17 protein-coding genes are annotated in these 18,444 nt (G+C 53.5%); 15 read left to right on the forward strand and 2 right to left on the reverse strand.

What is annotated here, in order from left to right; all coding sequences use genetic code 11:
- The first annotated feature begins 325 nt into the window (after positions 1-325).
- The 8 genes from CGZ75_RS03790 to spoVM all read left to right on the forward strand — a co-directional run bounded on the left by CGZ75_RS03790 (position 326) and on the right by spoVM (position 7,300).
- Positions 326-835, forward strand: a complete 510-nt coding sequence (locus CGZ75_RS03790) for a hypothetical protein (protein ID WP_089522942.1) — start codon at positions 326-328, stop codon at positions 833-835.
- A 270-nt stretch (positions 836-1,105) separates the two neighbouring features.
- Positions 1,106-2,176 carry a dual-specificity RNA methyltransferase RlmN gene (gene rlmN, locus CGZ75_RS03795; protein ID WP_089522943.1) on the forward strand — a complete coding sequence of 357 codons (1,071 nt, stop codon included), beginning with the start codon at positions 1,106-1,108 and terminating at the stop codon, positions 2,174-2,176.
- A gap of 12 nt (positions 2,177-2,188) precedes the next feature.
- Positions 2,189-2,944 (forward strand): Stp1/IreP family PP2C-type Ser/Thr phosphatase, encoded by a 756-nt coding sequence (locus tag CGZ75_RS03800; RefSeq protein WP_089522944.1) that lies wholly within the window; start codon positions 2,189-2,191, stop codon positions 2,942-2,944.
- 10 nt (positions 2,945-2,954) lie between these two features.
- A complete protein-coding gene (pknB, locus tag CGZ75_RS03805; RefSeq protein ID WP_089522945.1) occupies positions 2,955-5,159 on the forward strand; it encodes a Stk1 family PASTA domain-containing Ser/Thr kinase in 2,205 nt (734 codons plus the stop codon).
- A complete protein-coding gene (gene rsgA, locus CGZ75_RS03810; protein WP_089522946.1) occupies positions 5,146-6,093 on the forward strand; it encodes a ribosome small subunit-dependent GTPase A in 948 nt (315 codons plus the stop codon). The genes pknB and rsgA overlap by 14 nt, the downstream gene beginning before the upstream one ends.
- 2 nt (positions 6,094-6,095) lie before the next feature.
- The gene (gene rpe / locus CGZ75_RS03815; RefSeq protein ID WP_089522947.1) at positions 6,096-6,740 is read left to right on the forward strand and encodes a ribulose-phosphate 3-epimerase; all 645 of its coding nucleotides are present in this window, start codon (positions 6,096-6,098) and stop codon (positions 6,738-6,740) included.
- 9 nt (positions 6,741-6,749) lie between these two features.
- Positions 6,750-7,019 carry a hypothetical protein gene (locus CGZ75_RS03820; RefSeq protein ID WP_089522948.1) on the forward strand — a complete coding sequence of 90 codons (270 nt, stop codon included), beginning with the start codon at positions 6,750-6,752 and terminating at the stop codon, positions 7,017-7,019.
- Positions 7,020-7,219: 200 nt separating this feature from the next.
- The gene (gene spoVM / locus CGZ75_RS03825) at positions 7,220-7,300 is read left to right on the forward strand and encodes a stage V sporulation protein SpoVM (protein ID WP_089522949.1); all 81 of its coding nucleotides are present in this window, start codon (positions 7,220-7,222) and stop codon (positions 7,298-7,300) included.
- A 138-nt stretch (positions 7,301-7,438) separates the two neighbouring features.
- On the opposite strand, the gene rpmB is transcribed toward spoVM, so the two are convergent.
- Entirely contained in the window at positions 7,439-7,627 is a 189-nt protein-coding gene (gene rpmB / locus CGZ75_RS03830; protein ID WP_089522950.1) for a 50S ribosomal protein L28, read from the reverse strand.
- Between the two features lie 296 nt (positions 7,628-7,923).
- On the opposite strand from rpmB, the gene CGZ75_RS03835 reads away from it, so the two are divergent.
- From CGZ75_RS03835 to CGZ75_RS03860, 6 genes are all read left to right on the forward strand, one after another.
- Positions 7,924-8,283 carry an Asp23/Gls24 family envelope stress response protein gene (locus tag CGZ75_RS03835; protein ID WP_089522951.1) on the forward strand — a complete coding sequence of 120 codons (360 nt, stop codon included), beginning with the start codon at positions 7,924-7,926 and terminating at the stop codon, positions 8,281-8,283.
- 20 nt (positions 8,284-8,303) lie between these two features.
- The gene (locus tag CGZ75_RS03840) at positions 8,304-10,121 is read left to right on the forward strand and encodes a DAK2 domain-containing protein (protein ID WP_089522952.1); all 1,818 of its coding nucleotides are present in this window, start codon (positions 8,304-8,306) and stop codon (positions 10,119-10,121) included.
- Positions 10,122-10,202: 81 nt separating this feature from the next.
- The gene (locus tag CGZ75_RS03845; protein WP_089522953.1) at positions 10,203-11,060 is read left to right on the forward strand and encodes a DegV family protein; all 858 of its coding nucleotides are present in this window, start codon (positions 10,203-10,205) and stop codon (positions 11,058-11,060) included.
- Positions 11,057-13,120 (forward strand): ATP-dependent DNA helicase RecG, encoded by a 2,064-nt coding sequence (gene recG, locus CGZ75_RS03850; protein WP_089522954.1) that lies wholly within the window; start codon positions 11,057-11,059, stop codon positions 13,118-13,120. Before CGZ75_RS03845 ends, recG begins: the two co-directional genes overlap by 4 nt.
- Before the next feature lie 110 nt (positions 13,121-13,230).
- Positions 13,231-13,518, forward strand: a complete 288-nt coding sequence (locus CGZ75_RS03855; protein WP_089522955.1) for a stage VI sporulation protein F — start codon at positions 13,231-13,233, stop codon at positions 13,516-13,518.
- 227 nt (positions 13,519-13,745) lie between these two features.
- Complete coding sequence (locus CGZ75_RS03860) at positions 13,746-14,942, forward strand: YeiH family protein (protein WP_245850689.1); 1,197 nt, start codon at positions 13,746-13,748, stop codon at positions 14,940-14,942.
- Between the two features lie 191 nt (positions 14,943-15,133).
- Here the strand turns inward: CGZ75_RS03860 and CGZ75_RS03865 are convergent, their stop codons facing one another.
- Entirely contained in the window at positions 15,134-16,870 is a 1,737-nt protein-coding gene (locus CGZ75_RS03865) for an ABC transporter ATP-binding protein (protein WP_089522956.1), read from the reverse strand.
- Between the two features lie 122 nt (positions 16,871-16,992).
- Between CGZ75_RS03865 and CGZ75_RS03870 the strand changes: the two genes are divergently transcribed.
- Entirely contained in the window at positions 16,993-18,435 is a 1,443-nt protein-coding gene (locus tag CGZ75_RS03870) for an ABC transporter permease (protein WP_425436433.1), read from the forward strand.
- The last annotated feature ends 9 nt before the right edge of the window (positions 18,436-18,444 follow it).

Below are 18,444 nucleotides of genomic sequence, written 5' to 3' on the forward strand. Positions count from 1 at the left end.
CTTTCAAAGAGCTGAGTTACAATTACAAGCAAAATAAAAAAGACTAAAATCATCCCAAGTCTGGAGCCATTAAAGTTACTTGTGAAAGCCTTATGGATTTCTATATTAATCCCTCCAATATCTACTAATATCTATATAGTATGATGAATAGATAGGATAGTTCGGGCTGTTCTGCTGAAAACATATTTCTCTCTTTATCTCTCCGCGTGTAAATATCTGTAAGTGTATATGTTAGTTGATACATCTATCCAATTTTCCCCGTCTAGTATGGAGGACCACATTTCCGTATTGCAGCACAATTCCGAGAGATAGGGAGATTGGCAACATGAAAAAAGTGTTGAAGCGGCTGACCCGCCTATTATTTTTTGCTGTTATCGCAATGATGATTGCGCTTATTCCGGACATCTATCATTACAATACGATTCGAGTGGGTACGTTGAAGGCAGCCCAATTTGAGGAGCGCCTTTTGGAAAGGGCGAAGCGGAATGAGCCGATGCGCCTGGTCGAACTGACTCCGTTTCAGTGGGATCGGATGGTCGTTATGGGACCCTATACATCAAGGGACATGATGGAAGAATTAAAAGGAGTCCAGTGGACGACCGCCCGAACGTACTTCGGATACAGAATGGAAAAGGAGTTCCTGCTTGGGTGCGAAATGTGCTATGACTCGCTCAATAAACTCGTTTTCCTCAAAGGTGACCGCGTAATGGCGGACGTCACGCTCGATAGCTGGGACCTCGATTTCACCGGCATTAAAACAGTAATCCGGGAGCAGGACCCCGTATTTGCCAAGCTTTCGGCCCAGGAGCCTCGGGTAAAGCTAATGGGGGCTTGAATCGTGATGAAAGATAGCCAAACCCAATAAGGCGGCTCCGCAGCGTTGCCATTTCAGAACAAGCTGCATAGGTTTGATAAGCCTCTGCAGTTGCTTTAGAAGACCTTAGCCGAGCCAACTGCCGCCGGGCGGGCGCTTTTCTCACGCCCCATGCATGTGTCTTTCAATGGGCGTTTGTGGTAAACTAAAGCGACGAGCGGCCTCATGCCGGAAATAGACGGCACACCGGGCGGCAATTGAACTTTAATGAAATGAGATGAAGTGACAAGCATGAAAGCCTTTGATCAGCCTTACGTTGTAGAAACCCCTTTTATATATGATTATTCCCTGGAGCAGCTCCAGGATTGGATGAAGGAGCAAGATGAACCAACGTTCCGTGCGGGTCAGCTATTCGACTGGCTGTACGTGAAGCGCGTCTCTTCCTTCGAAGAGATGTCGAACTTGCCGAAGCCATTGCGGGACAAGCTTACGAGCTCTTTCCAGTTCATCACCTTGTCCGAAATAACCCGCTTTGAGTCGAAGGACGGCACGGTTAAGTTCCTGTTCGGCCTGCATGACAACCATGCGATCGAGACGGTTATTATGCGCCATAACTATGGCAACAGCGTCTGCGTCACGACACAGGTCGGCTGCCGCATCGGCTGCACCTTCTGCGCCTCGACGCTGGGTGGACTGAAGCGCAATCTTACCTCGGGCGAGATCGTTGCCCAGGTCGTCAAGGCACAGCAGATGCTCGATCCGGAAGACCAACGCGTCTCCAGTATCGTCATTATGGGCTCGGGCGAGCCCTTTGAGAATTATGAGGCGACGATGGCGTTTCTGCGCTTGATGATTCATCCTAAGGGACTGAACATCGGTCAGCGCCATATTACAGTGTCTACTAGCGGCATTGTGCCTAGCATGTACAAGTTCACAGACGAGAACACCCAGATCAATCTGGCGATTTCGATCCATGCCCCGAACGACGAGCTGCGCTCTAAGCTAATGCCAGTCAATCGGCGCTATCGGTTCCAAGAGGTTATCGACGCCTGCCGCAATTATATTGCCAAAACGGGTCGCCGCATTACCTTTGAGTACGCACTTATCGGCGGAACCAACGACCGTCCTGAGCATGCGCAGGAGCTGGCGGAAGTGCTGCAGGGCATGCTCTGTCACGTAAACTTGATTCCGGTCAACCATGTTCCGGAGCGCAAGTATGTGCGTACGCCGCGGGAGGATATTTTTGAATTCCAGCGCATTCTCGAGAAAAACGGCATTAACGCGACGATTCGCCGCGAGCAGGGCCATGATATCGCAGCTGCCTGTGGGCAGCTCCGCGCTAAACATATGGAACTAACGTAACGAGGTGACGGGATGTTAACAGTGAACCGCAGTGATATTGGCCGCATCCGCTTGGCGAATGAGGACCGCTCTTGGGCGGGCGTTACGAGCGGGGGGCTGACACTCGCTATCGTAGCCGATGGAATGGGCGGCCATCAGGCCGGAGATGTGGCTAGCCAGCTCGCCGTGGACGCGTTCCGCGAGGCGATGGAGCCGATGCAAGCAGGAGTCTCGGCGGAAGAAGCCCAGCAGTATTTGCGCGCAGCAATCCGCCGCGCTAATGAAGTGGTTTATGACATGGCATCCCGCAACGAGCAGTATCACAATATGGGTACGACCGTTGTTGCGGCTCTTTTCATCGAGGAGTCGCTGCTGCTCATTGGTCATATCGGCGATAGTCGCGCTTATCGTATTTCTGCGGGGGCGATCTCGCTTTTGTCGGAGGACCACACTTTGGTGAATGAGCTGGTGCGCTCCGGGCAGATCAGCTTTGAGGAAGCGGCTCATCATCCGCGCCGTAATGTACTGACACGTGCACTCGGCACGGATGAGGAAGTTGAGTTGGACTTGCAGGTGCTGGATTGGAACTCCGGGGACATGTTGTTGTTGTGCAGCGATGGCTTAAGCGGCATGGTGAGTGACGAGGAAATGTTGGAAGTCGCACGCTCGCAAGCATCGCTGGAAGAGAAGGCGGACCGCCTGATCTCCATGGCTCTTGCAGCTGGTGGAGACGATAATATTACGGTAGTCCTGCTGCAATCCGGAGCTGGTACGGACGGAGAGGAGTGAGGACGGACTTATGATCGGAAGAGAACTTGGAGGCCGCTACGAAATTTTAACCCGCATCGGAGGCGGCGGCATGGCGCTTGTTTACAAAGCGCATGACCTGCTGCTTAGCCGCAATGTAGCGGTTAAGGTGCTCCGTCAGCAATACGTGCATGATGAGGAATTTATTCGGCGATTCCGCCGCGAGGCCCAATCGGCCGCAGCTCTGTCCCATCCCAACGTAGTAAGTATTTACGATGTGGGACAAGAGGATGAAGTACATTATATCGTCATGGAATATGTCGAAGGTTATAATCTCAACGAAGTCATACAGGAACGGGCGTCCCTGCAAGCGGATGAGGCTGTACGTATTGCAGCTCAGATAGCGGATGCACTCGATCATGCCCATCAGAATCATATTATTCATCGGGACATCAAGCCCCATAATATTCTTATCGGCCGCAACGGCAGGGTGAAGGTGACCGACTTCGGCATTGCTCGGGCAGTGACGTCATCGACGATTACACAAACCGGATCGGTAATTGGATCGGTGCATTACTTCTCTCCAGAGCATGCCAAGGGAGTCAGCACAGGCGAGAAGTCCGACATTTATTCACTCGGCATCGTGCTGTACCAGATGGTTACAGGCAAGCTTCCTTTTCTGGGAGAAAGCCCAATCAGCGTAGCTCTGAAGCATCTGCAGGAGCCGCTGGAGGATCCGCGGACCATCAACCCGCTAGTCCCTCAAAGCGTCGAGAATATTATTATCAAGGCGATGCGTAAAAATCCCTCCGAGCGTTACCGCACGGCAGGTGAAATGCTCGTAGATCTTGAAACGGCGCTGTCGCCGGATAGAATCAATGAGCCGAAGCGGCAATTCGGCGCCAACGACTTTGACGAGACTCGGGTCATGCCCGCTATCCGTCCAGGACGAGATTTCAAACAGTCGGCTTCTCACACAGCAGCTTCAGATGCGGCGCAGGAGGATCCGTCATTCTCTACTGCGCGTCAGCAGGCTGCCAATGAGGAGGAAGAGGATGAGCCGAAGCGGCGCAAAGCTTGGTTAAAGCCGCTTATTATTGTTTTGACTACACTAGCTCTGCTGGGCGCTGTTTATGGGGCTTTCAAGCTCGTTTCCGGATCGCTGGACGTGGCTGATGTTACTGTGCCGAATGTAGTCGGCATGACGGAGGCTGACGCCAAAGCTGCCCTTGAGGAGGCTGGCTTGCTCCTTGAGGAGCCGTCAATTCGTGCTTTCAAGCCGGATATTCCGAAGGACCAGGTATTTGCCCAGTCCAAATCGTCGAATATGCGCGTCAAGCAGGGTGCGCCGGTAAGGCTCTCCATCAGCGACGGGCCGGAACTCAAGCTGCTTGGAGATTACAAAGGGCAAAAGGTGGCAGATGCAGTCGCCGCGCTGCAAGCTCTTGGCATTCCGGCTGAATCGATTGCCCAGACTGAGGTATTCGATGATTCGGCAGAGCCTGGCATCGTGCTTAGTCAGAATCCAGCAGCGAACAGCCAGCTTGACCCGGCTATGAGCAAGGTTACGCTGACTGTGAGCAAGGGAGCCGAGACGGTGAAGATGCCGGATCTCGTCGGTAAATCGGTGCAAGAGGCACGGAAGCTGGTCCTCCAGGCCGGTCTTCAGATGAGCGATGACAATATCGTGAATGAAGGCAGCTACAAACCGGAAGGTGAGGTGCTGTCGCAATTCCCTTATGATGCGGGCAGTCAGGCCAGCAAGGGAGCACAGGTGTCCGTTACCGTCAGCTCCGGCTTACCGAAGGATGCGCTTGAATTTACGTTTGATCTGCTCATCTCACCGGCTCAGGCTGACAAGGCGAGCGAGATCCGCATCGTCTTTACGGATGCGACCGGCAAAGACATCCAGGCTCATAAACGGGCCATCAAGGAAACGCGGAGTTTCCCGGTCAAGGTTGTGCTCGCTCCCAATACGGAAGCATTTGTGAGCGTATATCGCGACGGTCAACTGGTCGATACGTTCTCTCGGACGTATGACGAAGTGAAGAACGGCAGCGATATGGGACCATCGACCGTACCGGGACTGGATCCGACTCCTCTGCCGAGCAATTCGCCAGGGCCGAGTCCTTCCAATGATCCCAATGCGGGCAATCCAGGTGAAGTTGATGAGACCGCTTGGAACGACAGGAACGGCAGAGATAGAGATGGTGGAGATGACAGAAACGGCGGGGGGCCGAATAATGACAACGGCTAACCAGCCTCCCTTTCGCAAGGGCGAGGGATTGATCGTTAAGGCTCTGAGTGGATTTTATTACGTTATGCCGGATGGGGGGCAGGAGCCCCCGTTGCAATGCCGGGCCAGGGGTATATTCAAAAATCGCGGCGAGTCTCCACTCGTCGGAGATCGAGTTGTATTCAGTGCCAGCGTGACCGGGGAAGGCACGGTCGAAGAAATTTTGCCGCGCAGTACGGAGCTGGTGCGTCCACAGGTTGCCAACGCCGATTTGGCTGTGCTTGTATTCTCTGTGACGGAGCCCTCACTTAGTCTGACTCTGCTGGACAAGTTTCTCGTCCATATCGAGCATTCGGGGCTGGAATCGGTGCTTTGCCTGAGCAAGCAGGACTTGTCGCTGGAAGGCAAGGATGCTGAGGAAGCGGCCCGAATCGCCGATACTGTACAGAACATTTACGGTAGGATCGGCTATCAGGTCATCGGCACGAGCTCTCGCAAGGGCTCGGGTCTAGAAGAGCTGCGGGAAGTGCTTCACGGAAGGCTCGCGCTATTTGCCGGGCAATCCGGTGTCGGGAAGTCCTCGCTCCTTAACGCGCTTATTCCTGGGTTGACGCTGGAGACGAACGAAATCAGCTCCAAGCTTGGCCGAGGGAAGCATACGACTCGCCATGTCGAGCTCGTGAGCGTGGGAGACGGACCCCATTCGGGTTATGTGGCTGATACGCCTGGCTTCAGCCAGCTTGATTTTCAGGAGCTCGGTATTGAAGATCTCGGTTATGGCTTCCGGGAATTCCGTGAGCTGTCGCCAAACTGCAAGTTCCGGGGTTGTACTCATACCCATGAACCAGGCTGCGCGGTTACAGCGGCGCTTGATGCGGGTGAAGCCGCGCAGAGTCGCTACGACAGCTATGTGCAGTTTTTGAACGAAATGAAAGAACAAAAGCGGAGGTACTAACTATGACGATTATTGCACCCTCGATACTAGCCGCTGACTTTTCCAAGCTTGGACAAGAAATCGCCGATATCGAAAAAGCTGGAGCTGACTGGATTCATGTGGATGTCATGGACGGACACTTTGTGCCGAACCTAAGCTTCGGGCCTGCGGTAATTTCATCTGTACGTAACGCGACGGCTCTGGCCTTCGATGTCCATCTGATGATTTCTCAGCCGGAGCGTTACATAGCCGATTATGCCGCAGCGGGGGCAGATCGGATTACGGTCCATCTAGAAGCCTGTACTCATCTGCACCGGACCCTGCATCAGATCAAGGATCTTGGCTTGCCTGCTGGTGTTGCTATTAATCCTGCGACTCCGATCAGCTTGCTGGAGCCAGTTCTGGAGGATGTAGACCTTGTGCTAATCATGACGGTGAATCCCGGGTTCGGAGGACAGTCCTTCATTCCTTATTCGTTGGAGAAGCTACGTGAGCTGAGGCAGCGTCTGACCGCTCGGGGGCTAAGCGGAGTCCATGTACAGGTAGATGGAGGTATCAACGCTTCTACGGCATCTCTCGTGCGCCAGGCAGGGGCAAATGTGCTTGTAGCAGGCAGCTATGTATTCGGCAATGAGTCGCCTTCCGCCGCGATTTCTTCGCTTAGGTAGGGCGAAGCGATGGGATCCAAGCTCAAGAGCTTTGCGCTGGTCGCTGGTTATGGATTGTTGGGAGGCGCACTGCTGGCTCTTTTTGTACTCGTGCCAGGCATTGTGCGCTTCGCTTTCTCGTTGTTGGCTCTATGGCTGGGCGTGCGGTTTTTCCGCTCCCATAGCTCTATTGCCCGACGAATCGGCTTTATTGTCTGTTCGTTCGTCTTTTTCATCTTGATCGTGTTATACGTTACGATGGTAACGTTCCTCAGAGATGGAATGCCGACTGCTCCGTAGGGCTAGACGTTTACAATTGGGCTCGTCCCCCGGAATAGGACGCACACGACCCGCATAGGATGGTTACATGAACTTCAGGTTCTTGTAGCCATTTTTTATTTCCCATGGGAATGTACCCAGGACGGCCTGAAGCAGGGACGAACATGCAGGCCCGGCAGTGCTTTTGGACTACGATCAGCGATTCCGAGGGGGGATGAAACATGAGATTTTATACGATCAAGCTGCCGAAGTTTCTGGGCGGTTTCGTCAAGGCCATCTTGAACACCTTCCAAAAAAGCTGAGAAACGATAGCCAGCTGCCGGCCGCCCGTTTTATGAGATAAAAAAAAGAGCACCCGGCCGACGGCAAGGGTGCTCTCTTTCCTTTAAAAAACAGCGTCCGCTGTCCAGAAGGACGGCAGACGCTACCTGTGAAGTCTCTTATACACGTGAGACTTTGCCGGATTTCAGTGCGCGGGTGCTGACCCAAACGCGTTTTGGCTTGCCGTCGACCAGAATGCGGACCTTCTGAACGTTGACGCCCCAAGTGCGGCGGTTGCGGTTATTCGCGTGTGAAACGTTATTTCCTGTGCCGGGTGTTTTACCCGTAATGAAGCATTTGCGAGACATGCGGTACACCTCCTTTAGAGCTAGCAGGTTGCAAGTACGAAATCTAAGGTCGATTCCGTAGGCAAACATACTTGGTTATCTTAACATAGAACAAGCGGCTCTTCAACCATCGTTTGGCAGATTCCGTTTGCGGCCAAACGGGAGAAAAAGCGAGAAAATGGAAGGGAAAGGTGTTTCAGACTTCATAATCGGCTTCATTTATAGTACAATGAATTTCAGTCCCGGCTAATATGGGGCCTTAGGGCTCAGGCGGCTCAAGACGAGCGGCCCGATAAGAAGGAGCGTGTTACCCTGCCATGCCTATGCAGCTAACCAACGAACTAGGTAAAATCAATGTTACAGACGATGTTATCGCCGTTATTGCAGGCTCGGCAGCGCTGGAATGCTACGGCCTGGTCGGCATGGCTTCCCGCAAGCAGCTCAAGGACGGCATCGCCGAGCTTCTGAAGAGGGACAACCTCTCCCGCGGCGTCGAAGTAAGACGCGAGAACGAGGAGACACATATCGACCTGCACATCATCGTGGGCTATGGTACCCGGATTTCCGAGGTCGCCCATAACATCCAGACTAAGGTCAAATACGTACTGAATGAAGTGATCGGCCTGCGGGTCGACCATGTCCATATTTTTGTCCAGGGCGTGCGGGTCATCAGTTAGACAGGAAGGGGAAATTTTGCTTGAGAAAGCGCTCTATTAATGGTTCAGACTTCGCCGGTATGGTTTTGCTCGGTGCGGAGAATTTGCAGCGTGGCGCGGAACATGTCAACGCTCTGAATGTGTTTCCCGTTCCGGACGGAGATACGGGAACGAATATGAACTTAACGATGGCCTCCGGTGTCCGGGAGCTGCAAAGCAAACGCTCGGACTCAATCGGCCGTACGGCAGAGGCGCTGTCCAAGGGTCTGCTGATGGGTGCACGCGGCAATTCCGGCGTTATTCTTTCGCAGCTGTTCCGCGGAACAGCCAAGGCGCTCGCCGGAATGGACGAGGCTGGTCCTGTCCAGTTTGCCGCTGCCCTGCAGCAAGGTGTCGACATGGCCTACAAGGCCGTGGTCAAGCCAGTTGAGGGCACGATCCTGACCGTAGCTAGGGAGACAGCTCGCCATGCTCAGCAGGTGGCGCGGCGTATAAGCGATATGGAGACGCTCATGCAAGAGGTCTATGACAAGGCCCATGAGACGCTCCAACGCACGCCGGATATGCTGCCCGTGCTGAAGCAGGTCGGCGTTGTCGATTCCGGCGGACAAGGTCTCGTATTAATTTACGAGGGCTTTCTGGACTATCTCGTGGGAAGGTCTTCCGACTCAGCCGAGATGGCCTCTGAGGCTGCCCCGGTAGAATCGTTCAAGGATCTGCCTGGAACGGTTGCCCGTTCTACGGAACCTGCGCGCGGTTATGCGCAAGCGGCTCCGGCTGTTAACGCTGGCAGCAAGGCTCAAGCTCAACTGTCGACGAACGAGATCCAGTTTTTCTACGACATGGAATTTTTCATCAAGCGCAAGCTGGCTGCTCCGGGAGCGCCTGCATTTGATGAGGAAGCGTTCCGCAAGGCTCTGGCCCAGGACGGGGATTCCATTATCGTCATCTCGGACGAGGATATCATCAAAATTCATGTTCATTCCCGCCGTCCCGGCGACGTACTGAGCCTAGCAATGCCTTATGGCGAGTTGACCGAGCTTCATATCCTCAATATGCGGGAGCAGCATCGCGAGCTTGTCGGCGAAGAGATCAACTTCAACGGGGCTGCAACTGATCTGGCTCCTGATGAAGCTTTGGCAGTTGCCGAGGTGCTGGCTGGCTCCGTACCGCAAGGGGGCGCGGAAGCCGTTCATGAATGGGCGCCTTACGGCATCGTGGCCGTAGCTATCGGCGAGGGCATTTCCGGCATTTTCCTGGACAATAATGTCGACATTGTTCTCTCCGGCGGACAGACGATGAATCCGAGCACAGAAGATTTTCTCAAGGCGATTGATTCCCTTCCGGCCGAGCATATCTTCCTGTTGCCCAACAATAGCAACATCATTCTGGCTGCTGAGCAGGCGGCCGAGCTGTCCGAGCGTTCGGTATCGGTCATTTCGACCCGCACCGTGCCGCAAGGCCTAGCCGCAGTGCTAGCCTTTAAGGACAGTGAGACACCAGATCGCAACATCGCACTGATGGGCGGAGCGGCGGAAGTGGTCCGTTCCGGCAGCGTCACACAGGCGGTGCGCAACACCGAGATCGACGGAGTAGAAGTGCAGGAAGGCGACTTCATCGGCATCGTTGAGAAGAAGATCGTCGTATCCGAAGCGGACTTACAGCTTGCCTGCCGAGGCCTCATTAACGAGCTTCTGGAGAACGGCGGCGATCTGCTGACGATTTTGACAGGTGAAGGCTCCGAGGCAGAACATACAGATGAGCTGTCTTCTTGGGTAACGGAGACGTACCCGGATGTGGAGCTCGAAGTACATGAAGGCGGACAGCCGCTCTACCCATATCTGTTCGCTCTGGAATAACCGGCGCTATGGCGCCTCATTACTTGGCTCCTTTCCGCGCGCAACAGCGATGACGGAATGGAGTCCGTGGAGGTAGCGACAATGACTCAGGTTCGTATTGTGACCGACAGCACTTCGGATATCCCGCAGGAGATCCGCGAGCGTCTCGGCATCGAGATGGTGCCGTTGCAGGTTCTGTTCGGCAGTGAATCCTTCCTGGATTCGGTTACGCTGAAGTCGGAGCAGTTCTATGACAAGCTGATCGCCTTCAATGGCTTGCCGACGACCTCACAGCCTTCTCCTGCGGAATTCATTACGGTTTATGAGCGTCTTCTGGATGAAACTCCAGAGGCGTCTATCCTATCCATCCATCTATCCTCCCAGTTCAGCGGAACGTATCAGTCCGCGATGCTGGGGAGTACTATGCTGGAGCGGGAAGCGGATATCTCGGTATTCGATTCTCGCACCGCCTCGTGCGGGATTGGCATGCTCGTCGTCAAGGCGGCTGAGATGGCGCAGTCCGGCAGCTCCAAGGAAGAGATCCTTCGGGAGATTGAGCGGATGCGTAGTGAGACCGAGCTTTATTTTCTGGTCGAGACGCTGGAATACTTACAAAAAGGCGGTCGAATCGGCAAAGCATCTGCACTTATCGGTTCTATTCTGAACATCAAGCCGATTCTTTCGATTGATTCCTCTGGCGTTATCGTACCGGTAGACAAAGTCCGTGGGACCAAAAAGGCCATTCTACGCATTATCGAGCTGCTCAAAGGCAAGTTTCCAGCGGATGTACCGGTTTCGGTTCATTTTGCCTGGACGAGTCAGAGGGGTTCAGCTCTGGAGCTGTATGAAGCGGTCAATGCCAACTTTAACGTAGCCAGCACTTCAACCACGACGCTCGGTCCGGTCATCGGCACCCATGTTGGACCCGGTACCGTAGCCGTCTTTATGCAAAAGATATGAATACCCCCGCAGCCTCGCTGGAGAGCATCCCGGTGAGACAAATCAAAGGCGTGAGCGCTCCGAAAGAGCAGGAGCTTCACGCCTTTGGCATCTATACCGCACAGGATTTGCTCAACTACTTCCCTTTCCGCTACGAGGATTATCGGCTACGCTCGCTTACGGAAGTGAAGGACGGAGAGAAGATTACGATCCAAGGTGTGATTCGGGGGTTGCCAATGGTGGCCCGATTCGGCAAGGGGAAGGCGAGGATTACAGCCAAGACCGAAATCGACGGGCAGCTTGTTACAGCGGTGTGGTTCAACCGGATGTTCATTAAGGATCAATTGCAGCTTGGACGCGAAATTACGCTCACCGGCAAGTGGGATGCCCACCGGATGCAGATTACAGTGGTCGACTCGGAATTCCCGGATAAGGGAACCGCCAAGACGGGCACTCTGCAGCCGGTCTATTCGGTAGGTGGGGGCATTACACAATCCTGGATGCGCAAGACGATTCGGCAGGCGCTGGAGCAGCTCGGTCCGTTGCTACAGGAGAATTTGCCGGAGCAGCTAGTTCGCAAGTACCGGCTGATGCCGCGCCAAGATGCAGTGTTCCATATTCATCATCCCGACGATCCTAAGGATGGTCAAGGGGCGCGCAGGCGCCTCGTGTACGAGGAGCTATTCCTGTTCCAGCTCAAGCTACAGGCTTACCGGATGATGAACCGCCGCAAGGCGGATGGCATCGTGCATCGCGTCGATCCAGAGATCATCCGCCAATTCGCCGCATCGTTACCATTCGAGCTGACCGACGCTCAAAAAAAGGTGGTCAACGAGATTTTGGCGGATATGCGGCAGCCGTTCGCGATGAATCGACTGCTGCAGGGGGATGTTGGCGCCGGCAAAACGGTCGTCGCCGCCATAGCGCTTCTGGCCGCTGTTAAGGCGGGGCATCAGGGAGCGCTGATGGTGCCGACCGAAATCCTTGCTGAGCAGCATATGCGCTCTCTGACAAGGCTCTATGAGGTTACAGGGCTGCAGACGGCGCTGCTGACCGGCAGTGTAAGCGAGCGGAAGCGCCGCGACTTGCTCGCGGGACTGCAGATGGGGCTGATCGACGTGCTGATCGGTACACATGCGCTTATCCAGGACGATGTGATTTTCCGGTCGCTCGGCCTGGTCGTTACCGACGAGCAGCATCGCTTCGGTGTTAATCAGCGCAGCATACTGCGGCGCAAAGGGCCAAGCCCTGACGTGCTGACGATGACGGCAACGCCGATTCCGCGCACGCTGGCGATAACGGCTTTTGGCGATATGGAAGTTTCAACGATTAAAGAGCGGCCGAAGGGTCGCATCCCCATCCAGACGCACTGGATCAAACATTCCATGATGGATCGGGTGTTCGGCTTCATTCGTCGAGAGGCGGATGCCGGTCGTCAAGCCTATGTCATCTGCCCGCTGATTGAGGAATCGGAGAAGCTGGATGTGCAAAATGCGATTGATCAGTTCGTGCAGTTGCAGCAGCAGTTTCCCGACCTGAAGGTTGGACTGCTGCATGGCCGCATGACTACGTCCGAGAAGGATGAGATCATGAAGGCATTCGGCGACAATGAAGTTCAGGTGCTCGTCGCAACGACCGTTGTTGAGGTCGGCGTCGATGTTCCGAATGCTACGCTGATGATCATAATGGATGCCGAGCGCTTCGGCTTATCACAGCTGCATCAGCTGCGCGGCCGCGTTGGACGGGGCTCGCATGCCTCGTTCTGTATCCTGGTCGCCGATCCCAAGACGGAGACAGGGCGAGAGCGGATGGCTGTCATGCAGGATACGGATGACGGCTTCGAGGTAGCTCGCCGTGATCTGGAGCTACGCGGACCGGGCGATTTCTTCGGAACGAAGCAAAGCGGCATGCCGGACTTCAAGCTGGCGGATATGGCGGCTGACTTTGCGGTGCTGGAGGTAGCTCGCGAGGATGCGGCTGAACTTGCGGCCGAGGGCGACTTTTGGACATCGGATACATATGCGGGACTGCGAGCGATGCTGGCCAAGGATCAGATTTTCCAAGGTGAGCAGTTGGACTGATCCGGCAGTTTATTGCGCGAGCAGGCAACTCTCGGCAGTCTGGGGCATATAGTAACATCGGTGGTTATTGGGGCGGATGCCCGACCAAATCGATGGAGGTGCCCTACTGCATGAGCTACGTCAAATATGGAATCCGGCCCGAATTCGTCGAGCGCGTGAAGCTCAAAATGAAAAATCCCGCAATTAAAGAACGGATAACGATGCTGACGAACGGGCTGACCAAGTTTGATCTTGCCGACCGAGCTAAAGTACGCAGACTGGTGAAGAGCGCAGCGAGCGTTCTGCAGGAAAAGCTGACGGATGCCCAGGAAGAGCAACTCGTTCAATTCGTACTTAGTCAAAAAATCGATCCGAACAATACGTTCCATCTCATCAAGCTATGGGGAATGTTCCGCTAGATGCGGTAATTTCTATAGCCAAGTTTTATTCGGCGCGGCCCTGCATCTGCAGGGCCGTTTTTTTGTTTCCTCATCTGGATCTGTGCCCGACCATTGCCGGAGAAAGCAGGCTTGTATCTCGTACATAAGCTTTTCTGATGGAAAGCATACAACATCCGGATTTCACAAACGGCTTCCCCTGACCTATAGTTAAGCCATCGAAGCATGGTTGGAAGGAGGGGAAGGGAATGGCGAGATCGCTTGAAAGCTTGGGTGCCAAATGGAAAAATCGGAGAGAGGCAAGCTTGGTGGCTGAGAAAATGGAGGATGGGGTAGCGACTGGTGCGTCTGTGGCGCATACCAGACTGAGCCGTCTGGCGGCGCGCGTGCCTTCGCTGCGCCAACTGCTCGGCAAGCCGCGGCTATTGCAGGGCTTGCTCTTGACGGCACTGCTCGCCGCTGTAGCACGTATGCTCTCCGAGCTGCCAGGGCTTGGCGTGATCGGACCGCTAGTGCTGGCCATCCTGCTCGGTATGGCTTATCGCGAGCTGATGGGCGGCGTGCCGCTTGGTGCTGCCGCAGGCATAACCTTTTCCTCCCGCCAGTTGCTGCGGCTGGGCATTATTTTGCTCGGAATGCGGCTTAATCTCATGGATATTATCAAGGCGGGACCGCAGGTGCTGCTGCTGGATGCCATTCATATCGCGGTGACGATTCCGTTTGTATACTGGGTGTCCAAGCGGCTTGGAGCGGATAGAAATCTCGGTATGTTGACCGCCTGCGGCACGGCGATCTGCGGCGCCGCTGCCGTGGCTGCCCTATCTCCTCAGCTGAAAGCGCGTCAGGAGGAAACGGCAGTTGCAGCAGCGGTGGTGGCGATTCTCGGCACGATTTTTACGATCACCTATACGCTCCTCTATCCCGTCTTGAAACTCGGGGCTGTCGGTTATGGGGCCTGGGCAGGCTCGACGCTGCATGAGGTCGCTCACGTGCTGGCAGCAGCGGCGCCGATGGGCCGGGAAGCGCTGGACATGGCCGTGCTCGTCAAGTTGGCGCGGGTGGCGATGCTTGTGCCTGTAGCACTGTTGCTCGGTGTGTGGGTACAGCGCTCGGCAAGAAACTCCGCAGCTGAACATACCGCTTCTCCTGCAAAAGCGGGAACCCGCAGCGGCAAAGAGCCGATTCCAGTGCCATGGTTCATCTTTGGATTCCTGGCGATGAGCGGCGTTAATACTCTAGGAATCATCCCGCCGTCCGTTGCAGATGCGATGGTCGTTGCAGCTTATCTGCTGATCGCCATGGCTATGGCAGGGCTCGGTCTTGGCGTCGACTTTCGCGTCTTCCGCCGTCTTGGCGGCAAAGCGTTCCTTGCCGGATTGGCCGGCTCGGTGTTATTGGCCGTACTTGGTTTCTTCCTTGTCCAGGCGTTCGGGCTGGCTGGGTAGCCGGATCGGCAAAGCATATAAATAAATTTACATGGAATAGATTAGAAATATTATAAAAAACTAGAATTGACTATATAGCCTAAAAAACCTGCCCTTTGAATTTGTGGCAGGTTTTTTAGGTTACTCCCTCTTAGATGACAAGAATTTGCTTGATCTGGACGGAGCGCTATCTTACGGTATGGTTTGCAGGTTTAGCCGGTTGCAACGGCTACCCAGTGCCCTTTTTTCACTTCCACGAATTCGGAGCGTTCGAGCCCGTAGGGATCAGCTTTGGAAGCTTCCTCATGCGTCACTAGCTTCTTCTGCGATTCAACCTTGGGATCGGGTACCGGGATGGCCGCCAGCAGCGACTTCGTATAGGCATGGATCGGGTTTGTGTAAAGCTCCTCGCTTTCGGCAAGCTCCACGATCTTCCCTTTATACATCACCGCCACGCGGTCGCTAATATGCTTCACCATCGATAGATCATGGGCGATGAACAGATACGTGAGACCAAGCCTTTGCTGAAGTTCCTCAAGCAGCTTCACGATCTGGGCTTGAATCGAAACGTCGAGAGCGGACAACGGCTCGTCACAGACGATAAATTCCGGTTCCACGGCGAGCGTCCGCGCAATGCCGATCCGCTGGCGCTGGCCGCCGGAAAACTCATGCGGGTACCGCATGGCATGAGAAGGGTCAAGCCCAACCATCTCAAGCAGTTCCTCGACACGTCTCTGACGATCCCGCTTGGAGGTCGTTATATCGTGCACATCAAGAGCCTCGCCGATAATATCCATGATGCGAAGTCTTGGGTTCAGCGATGCGTAGGGATCCTGGAAGATCATTCCCATATGCCGCCTCATTGTTTTCATCTCTGAGCGGTTTAATTGCTGGAGTGGTATCCCTTTGAAAAGCACCTCGCCTCCCGTCGCTTCATGTAAGCGGAGAATCGTGCGCCCAGTCGTCGACTTGCCGCTGCCGGATTCACCTACAACGCCGAGCGTCTCGCCTGCCTGTATATCGAAGCTAATATCGTTAACCGCTTTAACAATCTGTCCTTTTCCCATATCAAAATACTGCTTCAAGGCACGAACCTGCAGTAGAGGCACGCCCTCTTCACGCTGAACCATTGAAGGCACGGGCTTTGTTTTTTTCTTCTCGTCCAAGCGCGGTAATGCGTTGAGAAGCTTAATGGTGTATGGATGCTGCGGATTTGCAAAAATTTGCTCCGTTGTCCCCGTCTCGACGATTTCTCCGTCCTTCATCACGACGACGCGGTCACACATGCCGGCCACGACGCCGAGGTCATGCGTAATTAAAATAATGGAGGTACCCAGCTGCTTCTGTATATCCTTCATCTGGTTAAGGATCTGTGCTTGTATGGTCACGTCAAGCGATGTTGTCGGCTCATCTGCGATAAGGAGCGAAGGACGACACGCCAGCGCAATGGCGATCATGACCCGCTGACGCATCCCGCCAGAGAATTCATGAGGATACTGATGATAGCGGGTTTCGCTGTTGGGAATACCTACGAGCTTCAGCATTTCAATAGCTTCCGTCCGGGCTTGCTTCTTGTCCAGCTTGCGATGTTTGATCAAGCTTTCTTCAATTTGGTTGCCGATCTTCATCGTAGGATTAAGGGAGGACATGGGATCTTGAAAGATCATCCCGATATCCCTTCCGCGTATGGCTTCCATTTCTTTGTCGGTTTTAAAGGCAAGGTTTTGGCCTTGAAAAAGCACCTCGCCGTTTTTCACCATGGAAGGAGGAGAGGGCAGGAGCCTCATAATCGTACGTGCGGTAACGCTTTTGCCGCTGCCGGATTCGCCTACGATTCCCAGCGTTTCGCCTTTACGGACTTCAAAGCTGACATGGCGAACAGCTTCTATTTCTTTGTCACGGGTGAAAAAAGAAACCGATAGATCATTAACTTGTAATAATGTGTCCATGTATGCACCTGCAATTCTGTCGTTTTCCGATATTGACATATTCCAATCCTTAAAATAAAATTTACTATACTGATCGGAATAATTCAATTTAAAATTATTAGGATGAAAGGAAGCGGACTAGCTTGAAAGGGCATGCAACTGCAACGGGTAATGGCTTTGTTGATCCTATTGCCGCCATCTACCGCAAAATGTTACTACATCCGGCCTACAGTCTGCTTATATTGCTGTTAGGAGCACCCGTATCCGCCATCGTGTATGTCGTTCTTCAATATCGTAAATTCAAGTACGGCTACAAACTCATCGCTGAGGAGACGAGGAACAAGCTGCTTGCAACCGGGTACCGGGACAAATTGCTGCTGGAGGCTAAGGATCAGCTTATTCGTAAGCATCGTTTCTTCGGGCAAACCGTCAGCACAGGGCAGACCGAACTGGAAGCGAACCGGATGGCTGAGATCAAATTCAAGGAAACGTTCAACCATGAGCTGGAGAAACGGCTTGCCGGTGAGAACGGGCTGAAGTTTTCGTTTGGCGACACGTATCATAGGCTAGCCTTGAATCCTGCCTTTTTTACATTATCAGTAATTATCGGTTTTCCAATGTACTTACTGTTGGCAATCTATTCAATGCCATACTTGAAATACGTTGCCGAACGAATGGTGATGTCTATATTCGTAATTTTGGGAGTCGCTTTTCTCGTATTTACGATCCTATATATATCGCCTATGAATCCAGCGGCTAACTTATTAGGAGAAACAGCGACCGCCGAGCAAATCGCAGCGTTCAACCATCTTTATGGTTTGGATCAACCCTATTTTGTTCAGCTATGGGACACGATTAGAGGCATATTTACTTTCGATCTCGGCAAATCTTTCGCAGGCAACGAGAATGTTACTGCAGCCATCGCGAATAAATTCCCGGTGACGCTAACGTTAACGGCTATCTCGACGCTGATTGCTGTATTGATCGCTCTGCCAATCGGCATTATTTCGGCTACAAGACCTAATTCTTTCTTTGATTATACCTTTATGTTCATCGCTTTGCTGGGATTGTCGATCCCGAATTTCTGGCAGGCTCTTATTTTTATTTTGAATTTCTCGATTAAACTTCCATGGTTGCCCGCAACGTATAACCCCGAGAACTGGCTGTCTGCAATTATGCCGATCGTCGTTTTAGGTACGGGCCTAACGGCTGCTGTAGCCCGAATGACCCGATCATCAACGCTGGAGGTCATCCACGAGGATTACATTACAACCGCAAGGGCCAAAGGGCTTGCCCGAAAAACTGTCATATGGAAACATGCCGTAGGTAACGCGCTTATCCCAATTATTACGGTCATCGGCCTGCAGTTTGGCGGAATGCTCGGCGGAGCGGCGGTTACAGAGAAAGTATTCAATATTAGCGGTATAGGTAGTTATATCGTAGATAAGCAGTTCATTCCTGACATTCCTAGCGTGATGGGCGGGGTCGTCTATACAGCCATTACCATCTCGATCGTGAACGTTATCGTCGATTTGATGTACGCGTTTTTTGATCCTAGAATCCGTTCGAAAATGAAACAATACTAAAGCAGGTGC

This window comes from Paenibacillus herberti, assembly GCF_002233675.1.
Lineage (GTDB): Bacteria > Bacillota > Bacilli > Paenibacillales > Paenibacillaceae > Paenibacillus_O > Paenibacillus_O herberti.